23 protein-coding genes and 1 tRNA gene are annotated in these 26995 nt (G+C 67.1%); 15 read left to right on the top strand and 9 right to left on the bottom strand.

Features of this window, described 5'->3' with window-relative positions:
- Positions 1 to 35 precede the first annotated feature (35 nt).
- A complete protein-coding gene (locus BW971_RS08720) occupies positions 36 to 311 on the top strand; it encodes a hypothetical protein (RefSeq protein ID WP_076478607.1) in 276 nt (91 codons plus the stop codon).
- On the opposite strand, the gene BW971_RS08715 is transcribed toward BW971_RS08720, so the two are convergent.
- Positions 308 to 1816, bottom strand: coding sequence for an adenylate/guanylate cyclase domain-containing protein (locus tag BW971_RS08715; RefSeq protein ID WP_076478880.1), 1509 nt, complete (start codon positions 1814 to 1816; stop codon positions 308 to 310). The genes BW971_RS08720 and BW971_RS08715 overlap by 4 nt on opposite strands.
- A gap of 117 nt (positions 1817 to 1933) precedes the next feature.
- Here BW971_RS08715 and BW971_RS08710 point away from each other — a divergent pair, with 117 nt between their 5' ends.
- The 3 genes from BW971_RS08710 (at position 1934) to BW971_RS08700 (ending at position 4483) form a co-directional block, all read left to right on the top strand.
- Entirely contained in the window at positions 1934 to 3196 is a 1263-nt protein-coding gene (locus tag BW971_RS08710; RefSeq protein ID WP_076478605.1) for a DNA polymerase III subunit delta', read from the top strand.
- Positions 3197 to 3281: 85 nt separating this feature from the next.
- Positions 3282 to 3357: transfer RNA gene (locus BW971_RS08705), tRNA-Thr, on the top strand.
- Positions 3358 to 4081: 724 nt separating this feature from the next.
- Positions 4082 to 4483, top strand: coding sequence for a hypothetical protein (locus BW971_RS08700; RefSeq protein WP_143690266.1), 402 nt, complete (start codon positions 4082 to 4084; stop codon positions 4481 to 4483).
- A 38-nt stretch (positions 4484 to 4521) separates the two neighbouring features.
- Here the strand turns inward: BW971_RS08700 and BW971_RS08695 are convergent, their stop codons facing one another.
- A complete protein-coding gene (locus BW971_RS08695) occupies positions 4522 to 5877 on the bottom strand; it encodes a flavin monoamine oxidase family protein (RefSeq protein ID WP_076478878.1) in 1356 nt (451 codons plus the stop codon).
- 102 nt (positions 5878 to 5979) lie between these two features.
- A complete protein-coding gene (locus BW971_RS08690) occupies positions 5980 to 6591 on the bottom strand; it encodes a TetR/AcrR family transcriptional regulator (RefSeq protein ID WP_076478601.1) in 612 nt (203 codons plus the stop codon).
- Between the two features lie 125 nt (positions 6592 to 6716).
- Between BW971_RS08690 and BW971_RS08685 the strand changes: the two genes are divergently transcribed.
- Entirely contained in the window at positions 6717 to 7445 is a 729-nt protein-coding gene (locus BW971_RS08685) for an MgtC/SapB family protein (protein WP_407701207.1), read from the top strand.
- Positions 7446 to 7533: 88 nt separating this feature from the next.
- Positions 7534 to 8640, top strand: coding sequence for a CaiB/BaiF CoA transferase family protein (locus BW971_RS08680; protein WP_076478597.1), 1107 nt, complete (start codon positions 7534 to 7536; stop codon positions 8638 to 8640).
- Between the two features lie 7 nt (positions 8641 to 8647).
- Here BW971_RS08680 and BW971_RS08675 read toward each other — a convergent pair whose 3' ends face one another.
- A complete protein-coding gene (locus BW971_RS08675) occupies positions 8648 to 9520 on the bottom strand; it encodes a LysR family transcriptional regulator (RefSeq protein ID WP_076478595.1) in 873 nt (290 codons plus the stop codon).
- 99 nt (positions 9521 to 9619) lie between these two features.
- Between BW971_RS08675 and BW971_RS08670 the strand changes: the two genes are divergently transcribed.
- Positions 9620 to 10927 carry an NAD(P)/FAD-dependent oxidoreductase gene (locus tag BW971_RS08670; protein ID WP_234974308.1) on the top strand — a complete coding sequence of 436 codons (1308 nt, stop codon included), beginning with the start codon at positions 9620 to 9622 and terminating at the stop codon, positions 10925 to 10927.
- 16 nt (positions 10928 to 10943) lie between these two features.
- Here BW971_RS08670 and BW971_RS08665 read toward each other — a convergent pair whose 3' ends face one another.
- Positions 10944 to 12497 carry an MFS transporter gene (locus BW971_RS08665; RefSeq protein ID WP_076478593.1) on the bottom strand — a complete coding sequence of 518 codons (1554 nt, stop codon included), beginning with the start codon at positions 12495 to 12497 and terminating at the stop codon, positions 10944 to 10946.
- 93 nt (positions 12498 to 12590) lie between these two features.
- On the opposite strand from BW971_RS08665, the gene BW971_RS08660 reads away from it, so the two are divergent.
- Positions 12591 to 13226 (top strand): TetR/AcrR family transcriptional regulator, encoded by a 636-nt coding sequence (locus BW971_RS08660; protein ID WP_076478591.1) that lies wholly within the window; start codon positions 12591 to 12593, stop codon positions 13224 to 13226.
- Positions 13227 to 13239: 13 nt separating this feature from the next.
- Here the strand turns inward: BW971_RS08660 and rfbB are convergent, their stop codons facing one another.
- The gene (gene rfbB, locus BW971_RS08655) at positions 13240 to 14244 is read right to left on the bottom strand and encodes a dTDP-glucose 4,6-dehydratase (protein WP_076478589.1); all 1005 of its coding nucleotides are present in this window, start codon (positions 14242 to 14244) and stop codon (positions 13240 to 13242) included.
- A 97-nt stretch (positions 14245 to 14341) separates the two neighbouring features.
- Here rfbB and rfbA point away from each other — a divergent pair, with 97 nt between their 5' ends.
- A complete protein-coding gene (rfbA, locus tag BW971_RS08650) occupies positions 14342 to 15217 on the top strand; it encodes a glucose-1-phosphate thymidylyltransferase RfbA (RefSeq protein WP_076478587.1) in 876 nt (291 codons plus the stop codon).
- Positions 15218 to 15222: 5 nt separating this feature from the next.
- The gene (locus BW971_RS08645) at positions 15223 to 15885 is read left to right on the top strand and encodes a dTDP-4-dehydrorhamnose 3,5-epimerase family protein (RefSeq protein ID WP_076478875.1); all 663 of its coding nucleotides are present in this window, start codon (positions 15223 to 15225) and stop codon (positions 15883 to 15885) included.
- Here the strand turns inward: BW971_RS08645 and BW971_RS08640 are convergent.
- Entirely contained in the window at positions 15862 to 17220 is a 1359-nt protein-coding gene (locus BW971_RS08640) for a M1 family metallopeptidase (protein ID WP_076478585.1), read from the bottom strand. The two genes, BW971_RS08645 and BW971_RS08640, sit on opposite strands and share 24 nt — an antisense overlap.
- Positions 17221 to 17385: 165 nt before the next feature.
- Between BW971_RS08640 and BW971_RS08635 the strand changes: the two genes are divergently transcribed.
- Entirely contained in the window at positions 17386 to 17799 is a 414-nt protein-coding gene (locus tag BW971_RS08635; RefSeq protein ID WP_076478583.1) for a DoxX family protein, read from the top strand.
- 17 nt (positions 17800 to 17816) lie between these two features.
- Here BW971_RS08635 and BW971_RS08630 read toward each other — a convergent pair whose 3' ends face one another.
- A complete protein-coding gene (locus BW971_RS08630; protein ID WP_076478581.1) occupies positions 17817 to 21707 on the bottom strand; it encodes a Pls/PosA family non-ribosomal peptide synthetase in 3891 nt (1296 codons plus the stop codon).
- Positions 21708 to 22073: 366 nt separating this feature from the next.
- Here BW971_RS08630 and BW971_RS08620 point away from each other — a divergent pair, with 366 nt between their 5' ends.
- From BW971_RS08620 to BW971_RS21645, 4 genes are read left to right on the top strand one after another with little or no spacing between them, the layout of a single operon-like run.
- Positions 22074 to 23054: an alpha/beta hydrolase gene (locus tag BW971_RS08620; RefSeq protein ID WP_076478576.1), complete on the top strand. Its 981-nt coding sequence runs from the start codon at positions 22074 to 22076 to the stop codon at positions 23052 to 23054.
- Positions 23029 to 23445: a YidH family protein gene (locus BW971_RS08615; protein ID WP_234974307.1), complete on the top strand. Its 417-nt coding sequence runs from the start codon at positions 23029 to 23031 to the stop codon at positions 23443 to 23445. Before BW971_RS08620 ends, BW971_RS08615 begins: the two co-directional genes overlap by 26 nt.
- A 9-nt stretch (positions 23446 to 23454) precedes the next feature.
- A complete protein-coding gene (locus tag BW971_RS08610; RefSeq protein WP_076478572.1) occupies positions 23455 to 24639 on the top strand; it encodes an acyl-CoA dehydrogenase family protein in 1185 nt (394 codons plus the stop codon).
- A gap of 52 nt (positions 24640 to 24691) precedes the next feature.
- Entirely contained in the window at positions 24692 to 25066 is a 375-nt protein-coding gene (locus BW971_RS21645) for a hypothetical protein (protein ID WP_076478570.1), read from the top strand.
- 9 nt (positions 25067 to 25075) lie between these two features.
- On the opposite strand, the gene BW971_RS08600 is transcribed toward BW971_RS21645, so the two are convergent.
- Positions 25076 to 26959 (bottom strand): ABC transporter ATP-binding protein, encoded by a 1884-nt coding sequence (locus tag BW971_RS08600; RefSeq protein WP_076478568.1) that lies wholly within the window; start codon positions 26957 to 26959, stop codon positions 25076 to 25078.
- Positions 26960 to 26995 lie beyond the last annotated feature (36 nt).

The raw sequence follows: 26995 nt of genomic DNA, 5'->3' as shown, positions 1-26995 counted from the left end.
GACGATCCCCTGACCCACGTCACCCGGAGACGACCATGTCCCACCTGCTCCGCCATGCCTTGCCCATCTGGATGCGACTGCGTATCGCGATCACCGATCTCGCTCTGCGCCTCGGCGCCCTGTCGACGATGGCGTATCTCGCCGCACTCTCGTTCATCGGCGTCGACGTCATGATCGCGTTGATCAGTTTCTCCGCAGTCTGGCCCGCGGCCCTCCCGCCGATCGTGATCGCGTTGGCGGCCGCCGCGGGCATCAGGTCGTGGTGGCGTCGCCGGCGGGCGACCACCGACCGGGAAACCGGCAACAGCTAGGAGACGCAGCCGAACTTCGGCCGCGCGAGCCGGGTCTCGATACCGCGACCGCGCAGCTCCACCCCTTCGCCGATCTCCCAGCAGGCGGCTTCGGAATCCGACGCCAGGAACACCGCACGCGCCGAGGCGAGGACCCGGCTGGGTTCGTCCTTGGCCATCTCGGTGAGCCGGGCCGCCTCGTTCACCGGGTCGCCGATCACCGTGTACTCGAGGCGCTGTTCGGCACCGATGTGACCGGCGATCGCCTTTCCCGCGGACACCCCGATCCCGATGTCGGTGTCGCCGAGAGTGCGTTCGAGTTCGATGCGCAGTTCGCGGGCGGCGGCGAGCGCCGAACCGGCGAAGTCGTCGAGGTCCAGCGGTGCACCGAAAACGGCCAGTGCCGCATCACCCTGGAACTTGTTCACGAAGCCGCCATGGCTGGCGACCACGTCCACGACCACACGGAAGAACTCGTTGAGCATGTCCACCACCTCACGGGGTGGTCTGTTCACGGCCAGTCGGGTGGAACCGACGATGTCGACGAACAACACCCCGACATAGCGCTCCTCACCGCCGAGTTCGGTGCCGGTCTCGATGGCTCGGCGGGCAACGTCCTCACCGACGTAGCGGCCGAACAGGTTGCGCAGCACCTGTCGCTCGCGCAATTCGTCGACCATGTCGTTGAATCCCGCTTGCAGTCGTCCGAGGTCGCTGCCGTCGTAGATGCGCACCGAGGTGTCGAGATTGCCCGCGCTGACCTCGCGTTGGGCGGCCTGCAGTTGGCGGATGGGGTCTCGGACCGCCGAGATCAGCCTGGACAGACCGATGACCCCGAAGACGAGGGCGGCCGCCGCCATCCACAGGATGGGTCGTTGCAATCCCACTGCGTCGGTGTTGATGGCCTGTGTCTTCTGCGAGACCACCAACAGCACGATGATCCCCAGTGGACAGGCCACCGCCACCAGCCAGAACAGCACGATCCGGGTGGAGACGCTGGGGGTGATCGCGGCGGACGGGTTGTTCGCCATGGCGGCTGCGGTGATGGGCCGCAGTACCCGTTCCGACTGCAGATAACCGAGCACACAGGTGACCGCCGCTCCGACCATCGAGCCGATGGCCACGATGACCGCCATCCGTCGCGACAGGGTGAGGGTGAGGAGCGCGAACACGATGCCGCCGATGATCCACAACACGAGGTTGACCAGGGTGAGCAGCACCGGTAGCCGCAGTGCCCGACGACGCGCGAAGGCGTTGTCCAACCGGCTGCGTCGTCGATGCCACACCAGTACCGGCAAGGTCAGCAGGATGCTCGCGTATCCGCCGATGGCCATCGCGATGAGGAGGTAGGCGAAGAACACCAGTTGATAGATGGCGGCGATCTCGTTCACCCGCAACGAGTCCTGGGTGGGCATCCCGAAGCGCAGGAAGGCGAAGGTGAAGAGGGCCCCGATGAGGTGAGCACGCAGCAGGTCCAGGGCGAGTACCGGCCACGGCGTACCCCAGAGCCAGCGCAGCAGATGAATGGCCCGCGCAGGCACAGTACGGTTCTCCGGCACCCGTCAAACCTATATGGGATGAGGGGTCACGACGAGGCCGGTTGCCGCGGTTCGGGTGTCCGGACCGACCGTTAGGGTGGGGGCGTGACCACGGTGTTCGAGCGATTGGTCGGCCAGTCCGCGGTCGTTGCGGAGCTGCGGCAGGCGGCCGCGGCGGCCTGGCATGCGGCTGCCGCGCTCAACGCCCCGAACGACGCGGACCTGCTCGGTCTTGACGTCGCTCCCGTCAGCGAGGCGCCGCAGTCACGTGCCTCGATGACCCACGCCTGGCTGTTCACCGGTCCGCCCGGCAGCGGCCGCTCGGTCGCGGCGAAGTGTTTCGCGGCCGCACTGCAGTGCCAGACCCCCGACGAACTGGGCTGCGGACACTGTCACGCCTGCACCACCGTGATGGCGGGTACCCACGGCGATGTCCGCCATATCGTGCCCGAGGGACTGAGCCTGCCCGTCAAGCTGATGCGTGAGGTGGTGGCCACCGCGGCGCGGCGCCCCAGCACCGGACGCTGGCAGGTGGTCATCGTCGAGGATGCCGATCGGTTGACGGAGGGGGCGGCCAACGCGCTGCTCAAGATGGTCGAGGAACCGCCGCCGCGGACGGTGTTCCTGTTGTGTGCTCCGTCGATCGATCCCGAGGACATCGCGGTGACCCTCCGTTCGCGCTGTCGGCACGTCGCATTGACGGTCCCCTCCGTCGATGCCATTGCCGCCGTGCTGACCGAGCGCGATGCGGTTGAGGAGACGACCGCACGGTGGGCGGCGTCGGTCAGCGGGGGGCACGTGGGGCGCGCGCGACGGCTCGCCACCGACCCGGATGCGCGCCGGGCCAGGATGGATGCGCTGGGGCTGGCGCGTGCGGCGACAGCTGAGAGCACCGCCTACGCCGCGGCCGAGGCCCTGGTTGCCGCCGCGGATGCAGCCGCCAAGGCCATCAGCGCCGAACTCGACGAACCCGAACGTGAGGAACTGCGCACGGCGCTGGGTGCGGGCGGCACCGGCAAGGGTGCTGCGGGTGCGCTGCGCGGATCCGCCGGGATCATCAAAGACTTGGAGAAGAGACAGAAGTCGCGCACCACTCGGATGTCGCGCGACACACTCGACCTGGCTCTCGTCGACCTGGCCGCTCTGTTCCGTGACGGGTTGGCGGCCTCGTATGCGAGCCCGGTGGCGATGATGCACCCGGACATGAGCAAGCAGTCGGCGGACATGGGGGCTTACGCGCGGCCCGAGGAGCTGCTCGAGTGCATCGAGGCGGTGCTGGAATGCCGCGAGGTACTCGGGCTGAACGTCAAACCCCGGTTCGCCGTCGACGCGATGGTCGCCCGGATCGGCGCCGCGCTCGCACACTGATCCGACTCGCGTCCCCGAGGGCCGAGGCGGTTTGGTGTCCCACCGGCGCCTCGTTACACTCATTCGTGCTGCCTGCGGGCGGCGCGCCGCCTTAGCTCAGTCGGTAGAGCGATTCACTCGTAATGAATAGGTCAGGAGTTCGATTCTCCTAGGCGGCTCCAGATAGGTCGCGGGCATCGAGTCCGGGTTGCCCGTCGAGCAGCTGGAAGCACGAGCTCGACGCGACGTTTCGATGTACAGGCTCTCTGTCGGGTGCTGGCGCAGGTCGCTATATGTCGTCGATCGGGCCGCAGCAATACCTCTGTGACAGGTGTTCGGGCAACCCACACCGGGCGGAATTCGGACGAATGCGGCAGATGATTTTGCTGCCGAATGACAGTTTGGTCACAGAAAGCGGTTGCGCTCAACGACGCCAATTCGGGTTCATCCCCCTGATCAGCAGTGATGTATTCGGACCACGGTCCACGCACTTTGCGGTGGCGATTTTCCGCTTGTGATGGGTGAATCCGCGTGTCACAGTTCCCGACTATAAGGCGGGTTACCGCCATACATGGGTGGATGACTTTGGAGGTCATGGTCGCGTGGACTGGTCACGTCGTATCTGGGTTGACGCTGCGAGCGCGGTCGTGGCTGCGGGATGTGTAGTGGTCCTCGAACGGCGCAACCCATGACCCCATTAGCACGTAAATCGCCGCCGCCAGATGATGAACCGCCATCAGGCCACCACCGACGCAAACCGCCAGGATCGCCCATCGTCGCAACCGCAAGACTAAGGCGCAGAGTTTTTCAGTCTTGTCGGCTATCTACCGTTGCCGTGGTAGACCGTCACGCTGCGCTCGGCTTCCACGGCAACACGCCCATCATATTGTCTAGTTTGGAGGAACGATGAAACAAGGATCGGTCATTGGTTGCGCGATTGCTACCGGCGCAGTTTTTGCCGGAGTCTTAGGCACTGGCGCGGCCAACGCAGCCGACATCTATCCCACAAATCACGGTCAGACCACTGTGGTGTTGCTCGACCATGCTGAGACTGTCGCCGCCGCGCAGGTGGGTGCCGGCAATGTGATCAACGCTGTGTTGGGTAACGATCGATGGCGGGTGACGTTGGAGTCAGGTAGCCGCTACAGCAAGGGTGACTACTACCGCCCTGGTAAGCATCAAGTGTGGAACAACGTCACCGGTCAGCAGGTTGTAAGCGAAGCTGCGGCCCATTCGGGTGGGCGTGTCGCCTTCGGGATCACACCCTCTGACCCGTCGTATCCGCTCTGGGTTCAGCAGGTGTGGTGAGCGTTAGTCGTCCCCGTTATACGGATCGCGCACCGGCCTCACCGCAGCGACCGCACCACCTCGTCCGCCGTGGTCCGCCCCGACCGCACGGCGCCCTCCATGTAGCCGTTCCATTCGACAGCGTATTCGGCTCCGGCCCAATGCACCCGGTTCACGGGTTCGCGCAGAGTGTTACCGTAACTGGTCCAGGTGCCTGGTCCGAAGTGCGCGCCGTAGCAACCGCGGGTGAATTCCTCTCTGGTCCAGTCCTTCTCGATGTACTCGGTTGGATGTGCCGCCTCCGCTCCGAAATAGCGCACGAAGCAGTCGATCACCTGGAGGCGCCGCTCGGGTTCGGCGAGTCGCTGCCACACCCGCGCCTCGGATCCCTCGACGAACCCCAGGAGGATCCCCACGTCACCGTCGGGCGGTGACACGTCGAAAGTGACCTTCACCGGTCCGTCGGCGGAGATGGCCTGACCGTTGAGACCCCGCGACCGCCAGAACGGTGTGGGATACGCGGCGAATGTCTTGATGACCGTACCGGCCGGCGTGCGCTGGGTGAGTTGATCACGCCACGGCGGCATGATCGGGTCGTAGGTGATCCGCCCGGCCAGGGTCGGGGGGATCGCCATGATCACGCGGTCGGCGGTGAACCGCGGGCCGGAACGGGTCGTCACGGTCACCCCGGCGGCGTCCTGGGACACCGCGGCGACCGGGGCGTCGAGCACGATGTCGAGGTCGTCGGCCAACCGCTGCGACACCAGCACCGATCCGCCCACCACCCGGTCCTTCTGCGCTCCTTTGTCGACGGACACCAGGGTCTCGAGATCGCCGTTGCTCCGGGTGTAGAAGAGCGAGTGCAGCAGCGACAGGTCGGTGCTGTCGGCCGAGTACAACGCCTCGGCGATGGTGCGGAAGTACGCGCGACCGGTGGGGGTGCGCAGGTTGCGCCGCACCCAGGTCTCGTAGGTCTGCCCGTCCCACTCCTGGGCCTTCGAGTGGGCCCATGGCCGGTTCGGATCGATGCTGCGCGCCAGTCGCTCGTACCGCAGCAACCCCTGTGCCAGGTCGGCCAGCGCGATCGGATTCAGTTTCGGTGTGGCGCCCTTGGTCGGGGCCAGGCGCGACTGCTTGCCCAGCAGGTCGAGCAGCAACTCGCCCGCATCGTTCCAGGTGGGGAAGGTCGACAGGCCGAGTTCGCCAACGAGTGCGTACATCTCGGTGTGTCCCTCACCCAACCAGGTGCCGCCGAGTTCGACGGGGGCGCCGGCCAGCGTCCCGCCCTCGGTCCGACCGCCGACCCGATCGCGAGCTTCGAGGATCTTCACGGATCTACCAGTCGCGACCAGTGCGCGCGCCGCGCTCAGGCCGCTGAGGCCGGCTCCTACGACGATGACGTCGACGTCGCTCATGTGCATCTGCTCCTGCTCGGTCTTAAGTCATACGACTGACTCAGTCAGAAGTGTAAGAGCCACGTCACATCCTGGCAAGGGGTGGCGGGGACGTGTCGGCGGTCAGGTGACCGGGAGTGAGACCTCCGCGGTCGCGGTGATCATCCGTATCGCGACATCGAGATCCGCCCGCGAGCGGGCGGGGTCGGGTTCGCAGACGTGCTGCAGGATCAGGCCGTCCACGGTGGCCACGATCACCCGCGCGAGCTGGTCGAAGGGCACGGCACACGCCTCACCGGCGCGGTGGGCGGCGGATTCACACCACTCGGCGACGACACGCGCATACCGGTCGTATTGCCACCGCGCCAATTCCTCCTGGCCGGCGGTCCGCAGGGCGTAGACGGTCAACTCGTATTGCATGATCTGCAGTCCGCGATGGCCGGTGACCAGTTGTGACCAGAACGAGGTCAACCCCTGCCGGATGGCGTGCGCGAGGCCCCGGTCGAGATCGCCCGACGCCGTGAGCACCTCGGCGATCTCACCGACGACATCCTCGATGACCGCCCGTAACAGCAATTCCTTCGACCGGAAGACGTACTGCAGAGTTCCGAGCGGGACCGCGGCCTCGGCGGCGACGGCGCGTAGCGAGGTCTTGGCCACGCCGTCCCGCGCGAGTACACGGCGGGCAGCGGAGATGATCTGTGGGCGCCTTACCGACGCCTCGACATGTGCCATGGGAACCTCACTTCGCCTCGGCTGAGCGAAGTGTGGCACAGACGAGGATGTGCGTCTTCTGACGGTGGACGGTTAACTGAGCGCGTGACATCGCAACGACCGGGGACCCACCACGCGGATCGAGGATCGCGGTGGTGACCCAGTTGCTCGCCGACGCACCCGGCGGGCAACTCTCGCGCCAACTGATCGAATTGCTGGTCGCGTTCGGCTTGTCCTCCGCGATCGGGTTGGAACGTCAGTTCCGGGGCAAGAGTGCCGGTCTCCGCACCCAGACCATCGTCGGCACCGCCTCGGCGTTGCTGTTCCTGGTCAGCAAGTACGGGTTCGCCGACATCCTCTACAACGACAACATCTCGCTCGACCCGTCGCGCATCGCCGCGCAGATCGTCTCCGGTGTGGGATTTCTGGGCGCGGGGTTGATCATCACCCGCCGCGGCGCCATCCGTGGACTGACCACGGCGGCAGCGGTGTGGGAGACGGCAGCGATCGGGATGGCAGCCGGGTCCGGCCTGCTGGTCCTGGCGACCGTGGTCACGGCACTGCACTTCGTGATCGTCTTCGTCTACACACCCATCGGCCGCTACATCGACAACCGCGCTCATCACGAGCGGACGTACGCCATCACCTACTACGACGGCCGCGGCGTCCTCCGCGATCTGATCGCCTCCTGCACCGCCAACGCGTGGACCATCCGATCGCCGACCATCCTCGACACCGACCACTCGGCGACCGAGCCGGCGGTGACGGTCACGGTCACCCTGGACGGACGCAACGTCGCCGCCGCCCCGAACACGATTGCCGCGATCGACGGGCTCATCCGCATCGACCTCAGCGATGAGGACGACGAGGAGTAGCGGCCCGACGCGGTTTGGCACCATGGCTGGGTCAACACAGCGAGGACCGTGCCGAGGAGTCGGTGCCGGTCACGAAAGGCGGTCATCGATGGTGGGTGCGCTCGACGGTCTGGTCGTCGCCGACTTCAGCAGGGTGCTGGCCGGGCCCTACGCGACCATGATGTTCGCCGACCTCGGGGCGACTGTGATCAAGGTGGAGCGTCCGGGCTCGGGCGATGACACCCGTTCGTGGGGACCGCCATACGACGCGGACGGGGTGGCCACGTACTTCGGCGCGGTGAACCGGAACAAGGAGTCGGTGGCCATTGATCTGGGTACCGACGACGGACGGGATCGGGCACGTGAGTTGATTGACGGTGCGGACATCGTCGTCGAGAACTTCCGAGCGGGCACGATGGAACGTCTCGGACTCGGATACGACTCTCTCCGTGAGCGACACCCCGATCTGATCTACTGCTCCATCACGGGTTTCGGCCGAGCCGGGGGTGCACACATGCCGGGTTACGACCTGTTGCTACAGGCGGTCGGCGGGATGATGAGCATCACCGGCACCGACCCCGACACGCCGGTCAAGGTCGGGGTGGCCGTCGTCGACGTGCTGGCCGGACTGCACGCTTCGGTCGGCATCCTCGCCGCGCTACGGCACCGCGATGTCACCGGTGAGGGACAGCGGGTGGATGTGGACCTGCTGTCGGTGTCGTTGTCGTCGTTGGTGAATCAGGCCTCGGGATATCTCGGGGCGGGAAAGGTGCCGGAGGCCATGGGTAATCGGCATCCGAGTGTCGCGCCGTACCAGGTGTTGGCCACCGCCGATCGCCCGATCGCACTCGCGGTGGGCAACGACGGCCAGTTCGGGAAGCTCCTCGAGGCCATCGGGCGCGACGACCTGATCGGCGATGATCGTTTCACCACCAATTCAGCGCGGGTGGGTCGGCGTGAGGAGCTCGCCGCGGAGATCGAGAAGTCGCTCCGCACCGCGGGCGCGGATCACTGGTATCGGGTGCTCACCGACGCGGGTGTTCCCGCCGGACCGATCAACGACGTCGCCGAGGCCTTCGAGCTCGCCGATTCGCTGGGCATCCCCGCGACCGCGCAGATCCCGGGATCGTCGACACCGACCACGACCAACCCGATCCGGCTCTCGCGCACCCCGGTCAGCTACCGGACCGCGCCACCACCGATGCCGGAGAGCTGAGCGGACTTCACCATTCGGTGCCACCACTCGCGGCCAACCGGTCGACGAGTTCTCCGAGCAACTGCGTCGTCTGTCGCCCGCGACGTGTGACCGCGCAGACCGGAACAGCGAGCAGTCCGTCGGCATCATTCATGACGGCGACTCCCGGCTGGGTGACGTCGTCGTACAGGACGGTCCACGCATCGGGGTGGTTCACCAACTCCGCGGCCGCGGTGTGGTCGGGTGGGATAGGCGCACCCCAGCTGGGGGACAAGCCCGCGGTCGCGAATGCGTCACCGATGACATTGCGCAGCAGCAGTTGTCGGGCCGGCGGGGGCAGCACGAGCGGATACTGCGCGAGTTCACGCAGTGTCACCGTCGCCCGGCCGGCCAAGGGGTGCCGCACCGCCGTCGCGATCACCAGGTCCTGCACCCACAACTGCCGTACATCCACGTCGGGTCGGTGCACGGTGCCGCGGATCAGCGCGACGTCGACGTCGCCGCTGACGACCGAATCCATCCGCTCGCCGAAGCTGCGGATGACGAAGTCGACCTCCGCTTCGGGATGTGCATCGCGCAGGCCGGAGATCGCCGACAGGGATTGACGGGCGAAGGACATGTTCGCCGCCAGGCGGATGCGGCGGTCCGTCGGCTTCATCGCCGCGTGCGCGCTCGCCTCCAGTTCGATCATCTGGCGAGCGATCGGCAACAGGCGTGATCCTGCGTCGGTGACGGACACGGACCGGGTCGACCGCTCGAACAGTGCGACGCCGAGTTCGTGCTCGAGGCGCCTGATCTGATGGCTCACCGCGGACTGCGAGATGAACCGACGCTGCGCCGCCCGGCTGAAGCTGAGCTCGTCGCACACCGCGACGAAGTAACTCAGCTGTCGGAGTTCCATCCGAATCATCCTCCCGGCGATTGATGAGTTATCACGATAACTGGCATCTGAAAATTGCGCTTGTCTGCGGGATTGATCGGCTACAGCCTGGTGGTTGTCATGAATGAGAAGCAGTACCCGCGGAAGGAGCAGCTGATGAACTCGGTGGATGTGGTCATTGTCGGTTCGGGATTCGGGGGTGTTGCCGCAGCCCGGCGACTCGACGGTTCCGGTCTGTCGACGATGGTGATCTCGGCGCGACCGCAGTACGTGTTCCAGCCATTGCTTTACCAGGTGGCCACCGGGGTGATGTCACCGCACGTCGTCGCTCCGGAGGCGGACACCGTGGTACCCGCGGCGACCACAGTTCGTGAGGGCTGGGTGCAATCGGTCGACACCGATGCTCGTGAGGTGGTGCTCCGTCGTCCTGACGGTGACACCGAAGCCGTTCGCTACCGGTGGTTGATCGGAGCGACCGGGGCATCGCAGGCCTACTTCGGCCACCCGGAGTTCGCCGAACACTCCTTCAGCCTGAAGACGCTCGACGACGCCACCCGGCTCCGCGCCCACCTGGCCGACACGTTCGCTCGTGCGGAATCGACCGACGACGATGACGAGCGAGCACGGCTCCGCACCTTCGTGGTGGTGGGCGCGGGCGCGACCGGAGTGGAGGTCGCCGGGGAACTGGCCGAGCTGGCCGACCGCTTCTACGGTGTCGACGTGTCCGTCGTGCTGGTCGAAGGACTCGACGAGGTCCTGCCCGCGTTCGGCGGCCGACTGAGTGACGACAGCCGATCACGACTGGAGAACGCCGGCGTGGAGGTGCTCCTCGGTGCCATGGTCACCGAGATGGACGATCGTGGCGTCAGCATCGACATCGACAGGGGTTCCGCCACCCGGCGGATCCCCGCGGCGACCGTGGTGTGGTCGGCGGGCGTGCAGGCGGCCGGATTCGCCAGGACACTGCGCGACGCGACCGGCTGCGGGACCGATCGGTCGGGGCGACTGCTCGTCAACGAGGATCTGACGGTCGGAGATCGCGCCGATGTCTTCGCCATCGGTGACATGACCGCCCTGCACGACTACCCCGGGCAGAGTCCCGTCGCCATGCAGGAGGGCCGGCACGTCGCCGACATCATCCGCGGCAAGCGTTCCCCCGGTTCCCCTTTCCGATACTTCGACAAGGGGAGCATGTCGATGATCAACCGATTCGCGGCGGTGGCCGAGATCCGGGACAGCGTCACGTTCCGAGGGCCGCTGGCCTGGGTCGCCTGGCTGGTGGTCCACCTGTACTACCTGGCAGGCAACGCCAACCGTGTCGAGGCGGTCCGGGCGTGGTGGCGTTCGTTCGTCGGTAACTCTCGGCCCGGTTTCGGCGACACCGTGAGTGCCGATGTCGCCGCACCACGGGGTCGTTCAGCCGCCTGAGGTTCGCGAACGTGCCTCAGTCGACCCTGGCCACCTGCGTGGCCTCGGCGGAGTCACCCGCGGGGGCCTCGGCGGTGTGAAAGTCGCGACTGCGGATCATGAACACCGAGACGACCGCGGCCACCACTGCGATGATCGCGGCGATCAGCAGGATCAGGTCCAGCGCATCGGAGTACCCGCGGCCCGCGGCCTGCAGCACCATCCCGCGCAGCGGACCCGGCAGGGACGACGCCACCTGAGCGGCACCACCGTTGGCCACCACATCGCCGATCTCGCGGGCCCGGGCGCCCAACGGTCCCGACGACAACGCGTCGGTCATCGAGTTGCTGATGTGTGACGCCAGGAGGCTGCCGAGCAGGGCCACACCGGTGGCGATCCCGATCTGGCGGAACGTGGAGTTCATCCCCGACGCCATGCCCGCCCGTTGCGGGGCGACCACCCCGACCGCGGTGGAGGCCAGTGGCGGATTGATCAGGCCGGTACCGAAACCCGCGACGATGAAGCCGGGGATGAACTGCGTCCAGCCACCGGTGGGGTCGGTGCCGCGCATCAGCAACAGTCCGATGCCCACGAGGACGAAACCGGGTGCGATCAACCACCGGACGGGCAGCTTGTCCGACAGTCGTCCGGCCACCGCCGCCGCCACGAACACCACCCCCGAGAACGGCAGGAAGTACAGGCCGGTCTGCAGCGCCGAATAGCCCATGATGTTCTGCAGGTAGATGACGATGTAGGTCAGCAGCGAGAACATCGACGCCGAGATCGCCCAGGCCGCGACCAGACCACCGGTGAACGTCGGCACCCGGAACAGGGCCGCGTCCACCATCGGCTCGGCGACCATCCGTTCGGTGACGACGAAGGCCAGCAGCAGAACTGCTGCGGCGATCAGCGACCCGGCCACCGGTAGTGACCCCCATCCGTCACCGTGGCTGCGGATCAGGCCGAAGACCAGGAACGCCAGTGCCGCACTGAACGTGACGCAACCGAGCCAGTCGATGCGTGGGTGTCCCGGCGCCTTGGACTCGTCCACCCCGACGATGGTGATGCCCAGGGCGATGACGCCGACGGGGATGTTGACGAAGAAGATCCAGTGCCACGACAACCCGCTGGTGAGCACACCGCCGAGCACCGGACCCACGGCGACCGACACCCCGGTGACCGCGCCGAAGACACCGAAGGCGATGCCGCGTTCACGAGGAGCGAACGCCTGCGCGAGCAGGGCCAGCGAGGTGGCGAACATGATCGCACCCCCGACCCCCTGGGCGGCCCGGGAGATGATCAGGGTGAGGATGTCCGGTGCCAGACCGCAGGCCAGCGACCCGGCGGTGAACACGATGATGCCGGTCGCGAACACCTTCTTGCGACCGACGATGTCGGCGACCGTTCCCGAGGTCAGCAGCAAGGCGGCCAACGTCAACGCGTAGGCGTCGATCACCCACTGCAGATCGGACAGATCCGATTTCAGGTCGGTGGAGATGTCGGGGAGTGCGACGTTCACGATCGTCACGTCGAGCAACAGCATGAACACGCCGGTGCAGACTGCGGTGAGGGTGAGCCATTTTCGAGCCATCGGGCCTCCTTGGCTGAGTGCTTGCCCCTGTGATGCTGACACATTCTGAGCCGATGCTCAAGAATTTTTCCCGCTTGACGTATGGTGAGCGATATGGCTCGACGCGGACGCCCACCGACCACCGGGCGCGACGAGATCATCAGCGCGACCGTGGCCGTGCTGCGGGAACGGGGTATCGCGCGACTGACCACTCGGCAGGTCGCCGCGGAGGCGGGCGTGTCCGAGGGCAGCATCTTCTATCACTTCACCGATCGGCAGGGCCTGCTCAAGGCGGTCTTCGAAGGTGCGCTGCACCCACTCTGGGACTACAAGGTCGAGCTGGGGCCACTCGCCGAGGACGAATTGACACCGGACTCGGTGCGGAAGGTGCTGAAGGGGTTCACCCATCTCGTGACAGAGTTCCTCGACCAGGCCCTGGACATGCTCTTCACCGCGCAGGGTGACGCGGAGGTGCGTGACGAGGTCGCGGCGTTCCTCGCCGCGAACGACTACGGTCCGCACCGCGGGATCGCGGCCATCGGTGCGTACCTGACCGCCGCCCAGGAAGCGGGAGTGGTCGACGACGGGGTCGACCCGCAGGCCGTCGCCTACCTACTGGTCAGTGACGCCCTGATGCGTTGTGCGCAGCCCAAACTGCTCGCCCACGTCCACGGTATCCCTGCTGCCGGCGTCACCTTCGACACCGTCATGCGGTTGTTGTTCCCGCGGGGAACGGTCGACGCGGGCTGAACACGGCCTGCTCTCAGCCGAGGACGTTCTCGGTCTGTGCATACCCGCTCTCCACCTGCTGCTTGTACGGCTGCCACCAATCGGCATTGTCCCGGTACCACCGCACGGTCGCGGCGAGACCCGAACGAAAGTCCACATACTCTGGACGCCAATCGAGTTCGGTGCGCAGGCGGGTGGAGTCGATGGCGTACCGCAGATCGTGTCCCGGACGGTCGGTCACGAAATCGAAGGCGTCGCGGGGTTGGTCGAGCAATTCCAGGATGGTCTGCACCACCGTGCGGTTGTCGGTCTCGCCGTCGGCGCCGATGAGGTACGTGTCACCGATGCGACCCTTGTCGATGATGGTCCAGACCGCGTCGTTGTGGTCGTCCACGTGGATCCAGTCGCGGACGTTCGCGCCGGTACCGTACAGCTTGGGACGGATCCCGCTGAGCACGTTGGTGATCTGCCGGGGGATGAACTTCTCGATGTGCTGGTACGGCCCGTAGTTGTTCGAACAGTTCGACAAGGTCGCCTGCACGCCGAAGCTACGGACCCACGCGCGAACCAGCAGATCGCTACCGGCCTTGGTGGAGCTGTAGGGACTCGACGGGTTGTACGGGGTCGACTCGGTGAACCGCGCCGGGGCGTCGAGTGCGAGATCGCCGTACACCTCGTCCGTGCTGACGTGATGGAAGCGCACCCCGTGACGACGAACAGCCTCCAACAACGTATAGGTGCCCACCAGGTTGGTCCGCACGAACACCGACGGATCGGCCAGCGAATTGTCGTTGTGGGACTCGGCGGCGAAGTGCACCACCAGGTCGGCCGACCGCACCACATCGTCGACGATCTCCGCGTCGGCGATGTCGCCTTCGATGAGTCGGATCCGGTCCGCCACCGGCGCCAAGGTTTCGGGATTGGCGGCGTAGGTGAGCGCGTCGAGCACGCTGATCCGCACGTCAGGACGGTGCTGCAGGGTGCGCAGCACGAAATTCGCCCCGATGAAACCGGCGCCACCGGTCACCACGATCTGCATGTGATCTCCTCCGGAGTGGGCTGGTCGCGGCCCAGGATACCGACTGATGCCGCAGGTTCGGGGTGCCAGGAAAGTCGCGCGCCTCTAGCCTTTCACCATGCGCGGAATCATTCTCGCCGGTGGGACCGGCACCCGCTTGCACCCCATCACCCAGGGGGTCAGCAAGCAGTTGGTGCCGGTATACGACAAGCCGATGATCTACTACCCGCTGACCACGCTGATGCTCGCGGGTATCGATGACATCCTCATCATCACCACTCCACACGACGCGCCGGCCTTCCAGCACCTGCTGGGCAACGGCGAGCAATTCGGGGTCCACATCTCCTACAAGGTGCAGCAGTCCCCGGACGGACTCGCGCAGGCCTTCGTCTTGGGCGAGGAGTTCATCGGTGGCGACTCGGTGGCCCTGGTCCTGGGTGACAACATCTTCTACGGCCCCGGCCTCGGCGAACAGCTGATGCGGTTCCACGACGTGGACGGCGGCGCTGTCTTCGCCTACTGGGTGCGCAACCCCGAGGCCTACGGGGTGGTGGAGTTCGACACCGACGGTCGGGCGCTGTCTCTACAGGAGAAGCCACGGGATCCGCGGTCGAACTACGCAGTGCCCGGACTGTACTTCTACGACAACGACGTGGTCGCGATGGCCAAGGGGTTGACCCCCAGTGCGCGCGGTGAATACGAGATCACCGACATCAACGCGAGCTACCTGCGGGCCGGGAGGCTGCAGGTGCAGGTCTTGCCCCGCGGCACCGCCTGGCTGGACACCGGTACCTTCGACTCGCTGCTCGATGCCGGGAACTTCGTGCGCACGGTGGAGATGCGGCAGGGGTTGAAGATCGCCGTACCCGAGGAAGTCGCCTGGCGGCGCGGACTGATCGACGATGACGAATTACGCAGCCGTGCGGTGAAACTCATGAAGTCGGGGTATGGCGACTATCTGATCACCCTGCTGGAACGCGGGAAGCACGGGTGAGCGGCATGCAGATTCGTCCGTTGACCATCGCCGGCGCGTGGGAGCTCACCCCCCGACAGTTCGGTGACTCCCGGGGGGTGTTCCTGGAGGCCTTCAAGTCCGATGTACTCGCCGAGACCATCGGCCACCGCTTCGATCTCGCGCAGATGAACGTCTCGGTGTCCGGGGCGGGGGCCGTGCGAGGCATCCACTTCGCCGACGTGCCACCGGGTCAGGCCAAGTACGTCACCTGTTTGAGCGGGGCCATCTTCGACGTCATCGTCGACATCCGCGTCGGTTCGCCGACGTTCGGTCAGTGGGACAGCGTGTTACTGGACGACGTGGACCGTCGGGCGGTGTACCTGTCCGAGGGTTTGGGCCACGGGTTCTGTTCCCTGGCCGAAGGATCCACCGTCGGGTACCTCTGCTCAAGCGGGTACGACCCGTCGGCCGAACACGGGGTACATCCGCTGGACCCGACGGTCGCCATAGAGTGGCCGGCCACCGACCGGTACGGCGAGACCCGACTTCGTTACGAGCTGTCTGAGAAAGACACCGCGGCACCGTCACTGGACGACGCGGCGCGTGCCGGTCTGTTGCCGGATTACGACGCCGTCGACGGCTACCTCGGCTCGCTGGGTACCGCTGCCGGTCCCGCCGACACCTCAGGCGTACGGGAAACCCGGTAGCCGCTCGTCGAACAGCCATTGCTGCCACAGCTGGTCGAGCGAGGTGTGTGAATGCCGGGCCGCGAGGGAGGTGAAGTCCCCGGTGGTCACCGTGCCGTACCGGTAGCTGCTGACCCAGTCCTTGATCAGTTCGAAGAACTTGTCGCCTCCGATCTGCGCGCGTAGTGCGTGCAGGGTGAGTGCGCCACGCTTGTAGACCCGGTCGTCGAACATCTTCTCCGGGCCGGGATCGCCGATCACCAGATCCTGACTCAGGTTGCGTAGCCGTTCGTGGTACCGCAGCGCGAGCTCCTCGGCCGACGGGCCACCCGACCACTCCGACCACAGCCACTCGGCGTAACAGGCGAATCCTTCGTGTAGCCAGATGTCCTGCCAACGGAACAGGGTCAGCGAGTTGCCGAACCATTGGTGGGCCAGCTCGTGCGCGATCAGTCGTTCCCAGCGGTGGTCCGCAGTGCAGTGGTTGGCGCCGAAGGTGGAGAAACCCTGCGCCTCGAGTGGGATCTCCAGGTCGTCATCGGTGATCACCACCGTGTACTCGGGGAACGGGTAGGGCCCGAACATCTCCCGGAACGCTTCCATCATCTGGACCTGGCGGTCGAAGGAGCTCGCCAGATTGTGACGCAGCCGGTCGGGTAACACCGCGTGCACCGGCACCGGGCGCTTGGCCAGTGTGACCTTGGAGTACGCGCCGATCTGGACACCGGCGAGATAGGTGGCCATCGGCTCGACCTGGTCATACGTCCAGGTGGTCTGCGACGCACGGGTCCGCTTGCGGGTGAGCACCCCGTTGGCGACGGCGTAGTAGGGCGAGTCGGTGGTCACCGAGATCCGGTACGGGGCCTTGGAACTGGGATGGTCGTCGCACGGGAACCAGGACGCCGCGCCGTTCGGCTGATTCGCGCACAGCGCACCCTCGGTGAGTTCCTCCCACCCGACCTCGCCCCAGGTGCCGCGGATGGGACGCGGTTGCCCGGAATACCGGATCGCGATCGTCATCGCTGCACCGGGGGCCAACGGCGTCGCCGGGGTGATGGACAATTTGCGGTTGCGGTGGCTGTGCCGGGAAGGCCGCTTGCCGTTCACCGTGATCTTCTCCACCCGCAACGCGTCGGACAGGTCGAGGGCGAATCGTCCCAGCTCGTTGATGGTGGTGGCGGTGATGACGGCTTCACCGGAGAGTCGGTTGCTGTCGACCTTGTACTCGAGGTCGAGGTCGTACCGGGTCACCCGGTAGCCGAGGTTGCCGTTGTCGGGGAGATACGGATCAATGCCGTCGGTCGGGTCACCGAGCAGGGGGCGCAACGTGCCGCTTCTGTCGGATTTACCTGACACCGATCCTCCTGTTCCACCCAACCCTCGTCGCTCGTTGACGTTACATGGCATGTGTCGCCGGGGCGCTCCAGAGGCAGGGCCACCGGTTCGTAAGCGGACTCTGGTCCGAATCTTCTATGCTGGGCGCTTCATTCACACCTCGAGCCGGAAGGCGTATCCACGGTCATGGGTATATCGCGCAACTTCGCATCGTTCGTCGCCCGCGTGTTGCTGGGCATCATCTTCATCGCCCACGGGTGGCAGAAGTTCCACACGATGAAGATCTCGGGCACCACCTCGTTCTTCGATTCGGTCGGCATCCCCTTTCCGAAGGCCGCTGCCTACTACGCGACCTGGGTGGAGCTGGCCGGTGGCGTGTTGTTGATCCTCGGCGTACTGGTGCCGCTCGTATCGATCCTGCTGATCGCCGACATGATCGGTGCCATCGCCTACGTCCATGCCGACAAGGGTTTCTGGAACTCCGACGGCGGGTGGGAGTGGCCCGCCGCGCTCATCGCCGGGCTGTTGGCGGTGGGACTGGCAGGCACCGGTCGGATCGGCGGTGACCACTACCTCACCGGACGTTTCCGCCGCTCCTGACCTCGGCAGGGCCCCCGTCAGTCCCGCCAGGGTGCGATGGGGTTGCCCTGCCACCGGGTGTTGTCCGGTACCACGTCGCCGCGCATCACCAACGAGGCCGGCCCGACGGTCGCGTTGTCGCCGAGACCCGAGGCGGGCAGCGCGACACAGTGTGGTCCGAGGGTCGCGCCCGCGCCGAGGGTGACGCGGTCCATGGCCATCACCCGGTCGTGGAACAGGTGGGTCTGCACCACGCAGCCGCGCTGCACGGTGGCACCGTCACCGAGGGTCACCAGGTCGGCCTCGGGCAGCCAGTAGGTCTCACACCACACGCCGCGACCGATGCGCGCCCCGAGCAGGCGCAACCAGATGTTGAGGATGGGGGTGCCGGTGGCCGCGTTGGCGAACCACGGTGCGGCCACGGTCTCGACGAACGCGTCGGACAGCTCGTTACGCCAGACGAAAGAACTCCACAGCGGCGCTTCCGACACCCGGATCCGTCCGACCACCAGCCATTTCGCCGCTGCGGCGCAGCAACAGGCGATGGCCCCCGCGACGAGCACCACCAGGCCGCTCAGCAATCCGGTGATCCACCACGTGGTCCTGGTCGCGATGAACTGCAGATCGACCAGCACGAACAGGCCGATGGCAAAGCTCAGCATCACCGGGATCAGTCGCAGCGTCTCCACCGCGGCCCGAGCGACGCGCAGCTTGGTGGGCGGGTCGAAGGTGCGCGAGGAGTCGGTGCGTGCCGCGGTCCTTCGGAGTCGGACCGGGGGGCTGCCCAGCCAGCTCGATCCCGACTTCGCCTTGGACGGGGTGGCGGAGAGCACCGCGACGAGACTGTTCTTCGGCACCTTCCGGCCCGGCCCGGTCATCCCGGAGTTGCCCAGGAACGCCCGCTTGCCGATCTTGGCCTCGTCGATGTGGATCCACCCGCCGCCGAGCTCGTAGGAGGCGACCATGGTGTCGTCGGCGAGGAAGGCGCCCTCGCCGACGGTGGTGAACTTGGGGATGACCAACGCGGTGCTGATCTCGGTACCCGCGCCCACCTTCACGCCGAGCAGGCGGAACCACCACGGGGTCAGCAGGCTCGCGTACAGCGGGAACAGATACGTACGCGCCGCGTCCATCAGGCGTTCGGTGGCCCACACCTGCCACCCGATCCGCGAGCGCACGGGGTGATAGCCCTGTCGCATCCCGATCGCCAGCAGGCGTACCAGGACCACGGTGATCGCCGCGAAGACCAGCAGGCTGGTCGCGGTGGCAGCCGGGAGCAGAGCGAGCGCGCGCAGGGCGAAGGCAGACAACCGATCGGTCTGTAGGGCCCAGCTGGACATCACGGCCAGCCCTGCTGCCAGGGCCACCAAGGGGATGCCGGCCAGCAGGATCGACGTGATGCCGTAGACCGGAACCCACTGGGCACCGCGCGGCGGTCGCTGTTTCGGCCAGGGCCGTTCGGCCTTGCCCGTCTTCACCGCGGGCGATCCGGCCCAGTGCTGCCGGGGTTTCACCTTGCCGATGACCGCCGACCCGGGGCCGACCTCGGCGTCGCGGCCGACCACGCATCCGGGGAGCAGAGTGGAGCGGGCTCCGATGGTCGCGCCCTCGGCGACGATGATCTCGCCGATGTGCACCACGTCACCGTCGATCCACCACCCCGACAGGTCCACCTCGGGTTCCACCGAACAGCCGTCGCCGAGGGTGATCAGACCGGTGACCGGGGGCAGGGTGTGCAGGTCCACGCCACGGCCGAGCGTGGCGCCCAGCGACCGGGCGAAGTAGATCATCCACGGGGCGCCGGCGATGTTGGCCGCGCCGCTGGCCTCGGTGAGCCGCTCGGCCACCCACAGTCGCAGGTGCACACCCCCGCCCCGCGGGTAGGTGCCCGGTCTTACACCGCGCAACAGCAGCCGACAGCTGCCGGCGGCGATCACCATCCGGCCGATCGGCGTGATGAACACACCGAACCCGACCACGACCAACCACCAGGGCGCGTGGCGCAGGTAGGGAACGTCGGCGACCGAGAGGATCACGTTGTTCGCCAGCGCCAGCCACACCGCCCACTGCACGCCGGTCAGCGTCGTCAACGGGACCGCCAGCGCCATCTGCACCAGACCCGCCCGCGCCGGGGTCGGGGTGACCTCTCGGGGTTCGGTGACGATGTCGGGCGTTCGTTCGTCCAGCATCTCGGCCAGCGATCCCAGCCGGGGGTGGTCGTAGAGGTCGGCGACGGTGATGTCGGTATAGCGTTCCCGCAGTGCCGTGACGAGTTGAGCCGCGGCCAGCGACCCACCACCCTCGGCGAAGAAGTCGGCGTCCGCGCTGCTCACGGTCACCCCGAGCACCGCGGTCCAGCAACCGGCCACCCACCGTTCGGTCTCACCGAGGTCGCCGGTGTCGGAGTCCTCATCCCCTGCGCCCGGCAGCGGCCACGGCAGCGCGTTGCGGTCCACCTTGCCCGACGTGCGGGTGGGGAGCTCGTCTATGAGGGCGAGACGCGGGACCAGCGCGGCGGGCAGTTGTTCGGCGAGGAGTCGGTGCGCGGCGCCCAGATCGAAGTCGGGGTCGGTCGACACCAGATACCCGATCAGCAGGGTGTTTCCCGCTGCGCTGGTGCGGACCGCGGCCGCGGCGCCGCCGACGCCGGGCAGGTGCTGCAGGGCGTTGTCCACCTCGCCGAGTTCGATGCGCCGACCACCCACCTTGACCTGGTCGTCGGCCCGGCCCTGGAAGACCAGACCCTCCTCGTCGAGCCGCACCAGGTCGCCGCTGCGATACGCGCGCTCCCACCCCAGCGTGGGCATCGGGGAGTACTTCTCGGCGTCCTTCACCGGGTCCAGGTAGCGGGCCAACCCGACGCCCCCGATCACCAGCTCGCCGATCTCGCCGACGGCCACCGGCTCACCCGTGGTGTCGACCACCGCCAGATCCCACCCGCGCAGCGGCAGACCGATCCGCACCGGCCGACTTCCGTCGAGTTGTGCTGCGCAGGCCACCACCGTCGCCTCGGTGGGTCCGTAGGTGTTCCACACCTCACGACCGGGGACGGCCAAGCGCTCACCGAGCTCGGGCGGGCACGCCTCACCGCCGAAGATGAGCAGTCGCACGGCCTCCAGGGCCTCGGCCGGCCACAACGACGCCAGCGTGGGAACGGTGGAGACCACGGTGATGTCGCGCTGCACCAGCCACGGCCCGAGATCCATTCCACTGCGCACCAATGCGCGCGGTGCCGGGACCAGACACGCCCCGTGGCGCCAGGCCAGCCACATTTCTTCGCACGACGCGTCGAAGGCGACCGAGAGGCCGGCGAGCACGCGGTCGCCGGGGCCGACCGGTTCGTCGGTGAGGAACAGCGCAGCCTCGGCGTCGACGAACGCGGCCGCATTGCGGTGTGTCACCGCGACACCCTTGGGCGTTCCGGTGGACCCGCTGGTGAAGATGATCCAGGCGTCGTCATCGGGGGTCGGGTCGGCGGCGGTGTCTCCATCCGTGGTGGCTTGGTCGGCGGCGGGAATAGTCCGCTCGCGTAACCGGGCCGACTTGCGCAGCCCGGTGGCATCCAGGACCGCCGCCACGTCTGCCTCGCCGAAGACCAGCGTCGCCCGCTCGTGGGGGTCGTCGGCGTCCACGGGTACGTACGCCGCGCCCGCGGTCAGCGTCGACAGGATGGCCAGATACAGCTCGCGCGACCCCGACGGCATCCGGATCCCGATGCGATCACCCGCGACGATGCCCTGACCACGCAACCACCGGGCGCCGTCGGCGACCAGATCGAGCACCTCGGCATAGCTGACCACGACCTCCCCGTCGTCGATCGCGGGTGCCTGCGGGTTCGCCGCGGCCGTCTCGCGCAGGATGTCGACCAGGGTGCGCGGCGAACCGGCCTCGGCGGACAGCAGGTACTGGGGCGGCACGGTGGGGGGCACCGAGGTCCTTTCTCGCGATCGACGACTCACATCAGAACACGTCCGAGGAGGGGCTGCCGCCGGACGCGTCGAAGCACGTATGACACCACGGTGAACAGCGCATGCCCGATCAACAGGCTGTCGGCTCCGGGCGGGGTGTTCGGCCCGACATGTGCCCGGATGTGGTGAGCGAGACCACGACATGCCGCGATTTCGAGGACATTCACGCCGTGTTCGGGGTCTGGACGGGTGTACGTTGAAATCGCAAGTGTGTAGCCAAGCGCATGATATTCATGTTGGTGCACCACGTTCGTCCGCGCGAGGTCCACTCGTGCCGGCTGACAGCCCGGGACTCGGGTGCGACCGTCTCCAGGAGGCTCGACCATCATGCCGATCACCACCCATCGCCGACCGAGTGTCGGTTCATACCCGATCTGGTTGGGGGCACGGCTGCTGATCCGCCCGTTGCTCAAGCATTGGCCGTTGTCGGCGACCGGTCTGCGCAGCCTGTACCGATTCGACGGTCTGGCCGCCCGGGGTCCCAAGCCCCAGGGGGTGGTGCGCGAGGAGATGGTCCTGGCCGGGCGACCCGTCGAGCTGATCATGCCCGCGCAACCCACCGGTCGCGACAGCAGCGCGGCGGTGTTGTACCTGCACGGGGGTGCCTTCGTGGTCTGCGGCCTGGGCACCCACCGCGCCGTCGCCGCGCGACTGTCCCGGTCAACCCAGTTGCCGGTGTTCTCGCTGGTCTACCGGCAGTTGCCCGAAGCCGGAGTCGGTACCTCGGCACACGACGCCTATTACGCCTACCGCGAGCTGGTGATGGAACGCGGATATCGGCACGTGGTGGTCGCCGGTGACTCCGCGGGCGGTTTCCTGTCGGGCAAGATCGCCGAGTACGCCGTCCGCGACGGACTGCCCCGGCCGACGGCGTTCGTCGGTTTCTCGCCGCTGCTCGACCTCGACCTCGCCGACAACCCGGACCGCAGCAGCCGTCACGACGCGTACCTTCCGTTGACCAAGATGAAGCAACTCGCGCCGCTGTTCGACCGCGGACCCATCGAATTGGCCGGGGTACGCAGCATCAACGAGCTGTCCGCGCAGATTCTTCCGCCGACCGTCGTCATCTGGGCCGAGGACGAGATGCTCGAACCGGACATCGTGACCCTGGTGGAGCGTATCGACGCCGCCGGGGGAGAGGTCGAAGGGCACAGTTTCCGCTGGCAGGTGCACGCTTTCCCGGCGATCTCCAGCAAACATCCGGAGACCCTGCAGGCCGTACGCATCGCCTCGGACTTCGTCCTGCGGGCCGTTCACGCCGCCACGAGGGATGATGACTCGCGTGAACTCCGAGGACGCGCAGGCTGACCGCTCGTCGGTCACCCCCACCCGGCAGGACGATTCCACCGACGATCGGTACGCCCGCCCCCGCAACGCCGTCGACGCGCGGTTCACGCTGGCCGCCGAACGCACGGTGCTGGCGTGGATCCGCACCGCGCTGGGTCTGGTCGCCGCCGGGGTCGCGGTGCTCCACGTGGTCGACGCCTTCCCCGAATCCGGTCCCCGCGAGGCCGTGGGGATCGTGCTGATCGCCACCGGGGCGCTCGCTGCGGTGTTGGGTGCCTGGCGTTGGCATCGCACCGATGTCGCGTTGCGCCGAGGTGATTCGATGCCCGGCGGCGGGGCCGTATGGTTTCTGGTAGTCGTCATCGTGGTGCTGTCGATCGTCTTCGTGGTCGCCAGCCTGATCAGTGATTGAGGTTCACCCATGTCCGCCGTCTCCATCCCGGAGCTGTTCGCCTTCGACGACCTGATCGACGACGACGAACGCGAGATCCGGGACACCGTGCGCGCCTTCGGGAACGAGAAGCTGCGCCCGCATGTGGCCGGGTGGTTCGAGGAGGCGCACCTGCCCGCCCGCGACCTCGCCCTCGAACTCGGCCGGCTCGGGGTCTTCGGGATGCATCTCGAGGGTTACGGCTGCGCGGGACTGTCGGCGACCACCTACGGGCTGGCCTGTATGGAACTGGAGGCCGTGGACAGCGGGTTGCGCAGCTTCGTCTCGGTGCAGGGGTCGTTGGCCATGTTCGCCATCCACGCATTCGGCAGTGACGCGCAGAAGGACGAATGGTTGCCCCGGATGGCCGCCGGTGAGGCTCTGGGGTGTTTCGGTCTGACCGAACCGGATTTCGGGTCCAACCCGGCGGGCATGCGGACGGTGGCCAAACGCGACGGCGACGACTGGGTGCTCAACGGCGCCAAGATGTGGATCACCAACGGGTCCGTCGCCGACGTCGCCGTGGTGTGGGCGCGGACCGACCTGGCCGAGGGGGCCCGTGGCATCCGGGGTTTCGTGGTGCCCACCGACACCCCGGGTTTCAGTGCGCCCGAGATCACCCACAAGATGAGCCTGCGGGCGTCGGTGACCTCCGAACTCGTTCTCACCGACGTCCGGTTGCCCGAGTCGGCGATTCTGCCGGGTGTGGAGGGACTCAAGGGGCCGCTGAGCTGCCTGAACGAGGCCAGATACGGCATCGTGTTCGGCGCGCTCGGTGCCGCCCGGGACTGTCTGGAGACCGCGATCGACTACGCGGGGGACCGCGAGGTCTTCGACAAGGCGTTGTCCGGGTACCAGATCACGCAGACCAAGATCGCCGACATGGCCCTGGAACTCGGCAAGGGGTTCTTGCTGGCCATGCACCTGGGCCGCCGCAAGGACGCCGGTGGGATCCGCCCGGAGCAGATCAGCCTGGGCAAGCTGAACAACGTGCGCGAGTCAATCGAGATCGCTCGCACCTGTCGAACCATTCTCGGCGCCAACGGGATCACGCTGGAGTACCCGGTCATCCGGCATGCCAACAATCTGGAGTCGGTGCTGACCTACGAGGGCACCAGTGAGATGCATCAACTGACGATCGGCAAGGCCCTCACCGGTCACGACGCCTTCCGCTGAACCACACCCTGGGGCGCGGGGGCCCGTGGCGGGCTCCCGCTAGGGTGCAACCATGCCGATCGACGACGACGAACCCACCGGGCCGAACCTCGCGCTGCTGCGGGGATTCTCCACGGCGTTGACCCTGCTGGGGTCGGTGATCCTCATCGGTTGCGTCGGGTATCTGATGGTCGGGTGGTGGGACGACAAGCGGTGGACCTGGTTGATCCTCGGCGTGGTGGTCATCGCGGTGAACCTCGCGTTGCTGTTCACCCGATTGCGGCCGACCCCCAAGCCACGGGACTGGACCGTCGACGAGGTGCGCGAGGTCATCGCCCCCATCCACGGTGAGGTCGCCCAGATACGCACGCTGCGCCGTCGGGACCGCGGGCTGGGTCTCGCGCAGGCCGTGGAACTGGTGCGCGCGGCGAACGGGACCGAGGAGTAGGGCCGAGGCTCAGGCCGCGGGGCTCTGCTGATCGGCGAACTGGGTGCGGTACAGCTCCGCGTAGCGACCGTCCGCGGCGAGCAACGCGGGGTGGGTGCCGCGTTCGACGATGCGCCCCTCTTCGAGCACCAGGATCTGATCGGCGGACCGGATGGTCGAGAGACGGTGCGCGATGACGATCGACGTACGGCCGACGAGTGCCTCGGCCAACGCCTCCTGCACCGCGGCCTCCGACGTGGAGTCGAGATGGGCGGTCGCCTCGTCCAGCACCACCACCGACGGCGCGGCGAGTAGCAGACGCGCGATGGTCAGTCGCTGGCGTTCACCACCGGAGAGCCGGTACCCGCGTTCGCCGACCACCGTCTCGAGCCCGTCGGGCAGGTCCGCGATGAGCTCGTCGAGCCGCGCCCGACGCAGCGCCGCCCAGATGTCGTCCTCGGTCGCCGCCGGCGCGGCCAACGTCAGGTTCGCGCGCACGGTGTCGTGGAACAGGTGTCCGTCCTGGGTGACCAGTCCGACGGTGCGGTGTACCGACGCCGCGGTGAGGTCGCGTACATCCACCCCGTTCAACTCGACCGCACCGGAGTCCACGTCGTAGAGCCGCGTGACCAGTTGTGCGATGGTCGATTTGCCCGCACCGGAGCTACCCACCAGGGCGATCATCGAACCCGCCGGGGCCTCGAGATCGATGTCGTGCAGCACGGTGACACCGCCGCGGGTGTCCAGCTGGGCGACCTCCTCGAGCGACGCCAACGACACCCGGTCGGCCGACGGGTAACCGAAGGAGACACGGTCGAATCGCACCGACACCGGTCCCGGCTCGACCACCCGCGCATCCGGCTTGTCGGCGATCAACGGCCGCAGATCCAGCACCTCGAAGACGCGCTCGAAACTGACCAGGGCGCTCATGATCTCGACCCGAGCGTTGGCCAGGGCGGTGAGCGGTGCGTACATCCGAGTCAGCAGCAGGGCCAGGGACACCACCGCACCCGCGGACAGGTGTTGATGGGCGGCGAGCCACCCGCCGAGCCCGTAGACCAGCGCCAGTGCGAGCGCCGAGACCAGGGTCAGCGCCGTCATGAACACGGCCTGCACCATGGCGCGACGCACCCCGATGTCCCGGACGCGATCGGCGCGTTCGGCGAACTCGCGGGACTCGACGTCGGGGCGTCCGAACAGTTTCACCAGTGTCGCCCCGGGCGCGGAGAACCGTTCGGTCATCTGTGTCGACATACGGGCGTTGTGTTCGGCGGCCTCCCGAGAGAGTGCGGCCATCCGTTTGCCCATCCGCCGTGCGGGCAGCACGAACACCGGCAGCAACACCAGGGTCAGCAGGGTGATCGGCCAGCTGATCACCAACATCACACCGAGGGTCAGCAGCAGCGTGACCATATTGGAGACCACGCCGGAGAGGGTGTCGGAGAAGGCCCGTTGCGCGCCGATGACGTCGTTGTTGAGCCGACTGACCAGCGCGCCGGTCCGGGTGCGGGTGAAGAAGGCGACCGGCATCTGTTGCACGTGGTCGAACACCGACCGTCGCAGATCCAGGATCAGTCCCTCGCCGATGTGCGCCGAGTACCAGCGGGTCAACACGCTCGATCCGGCCTCGATGAGGGCGATCGCGGCGATGACGAGGGACAACCAGACGATCGTGGCCGCCGGTCCACCCGCGGTGATCAGGTTGACCACTCGACCGGCCAGCAACGGCGTGACCACGGTGAGAAGCGCGGTGACCACCGACAGGGTGAGGAACAGGAGGATTCGTCGTCGGTGCGGGCGGGCGAAAGCACCGATGCGCCGCAGGGTGCTGCGGCGGTCCCGGTGTAACCGGGTCTCCTCCGGCGCGGTCATCGACTTGTACATCGTGTCCCACGCAACTGCTTGCATGCTCATACAAGTGACAGTAAGTCCTCAACCAACGTTGAGGTC

Origin of the sequence: Williamsia sterculiae (assembly GCF_900156495.1) — a bacterium.
GTDB lineage: Bacteria > Actinomycetota > Actinomycetes > Mycobacteriales > Mycobacteriaceae > Williamsia_B > Williamsia_B sterculiae.
This window is presented reverse-complemented; position numbering and strand designations above follow the sequence as displayed.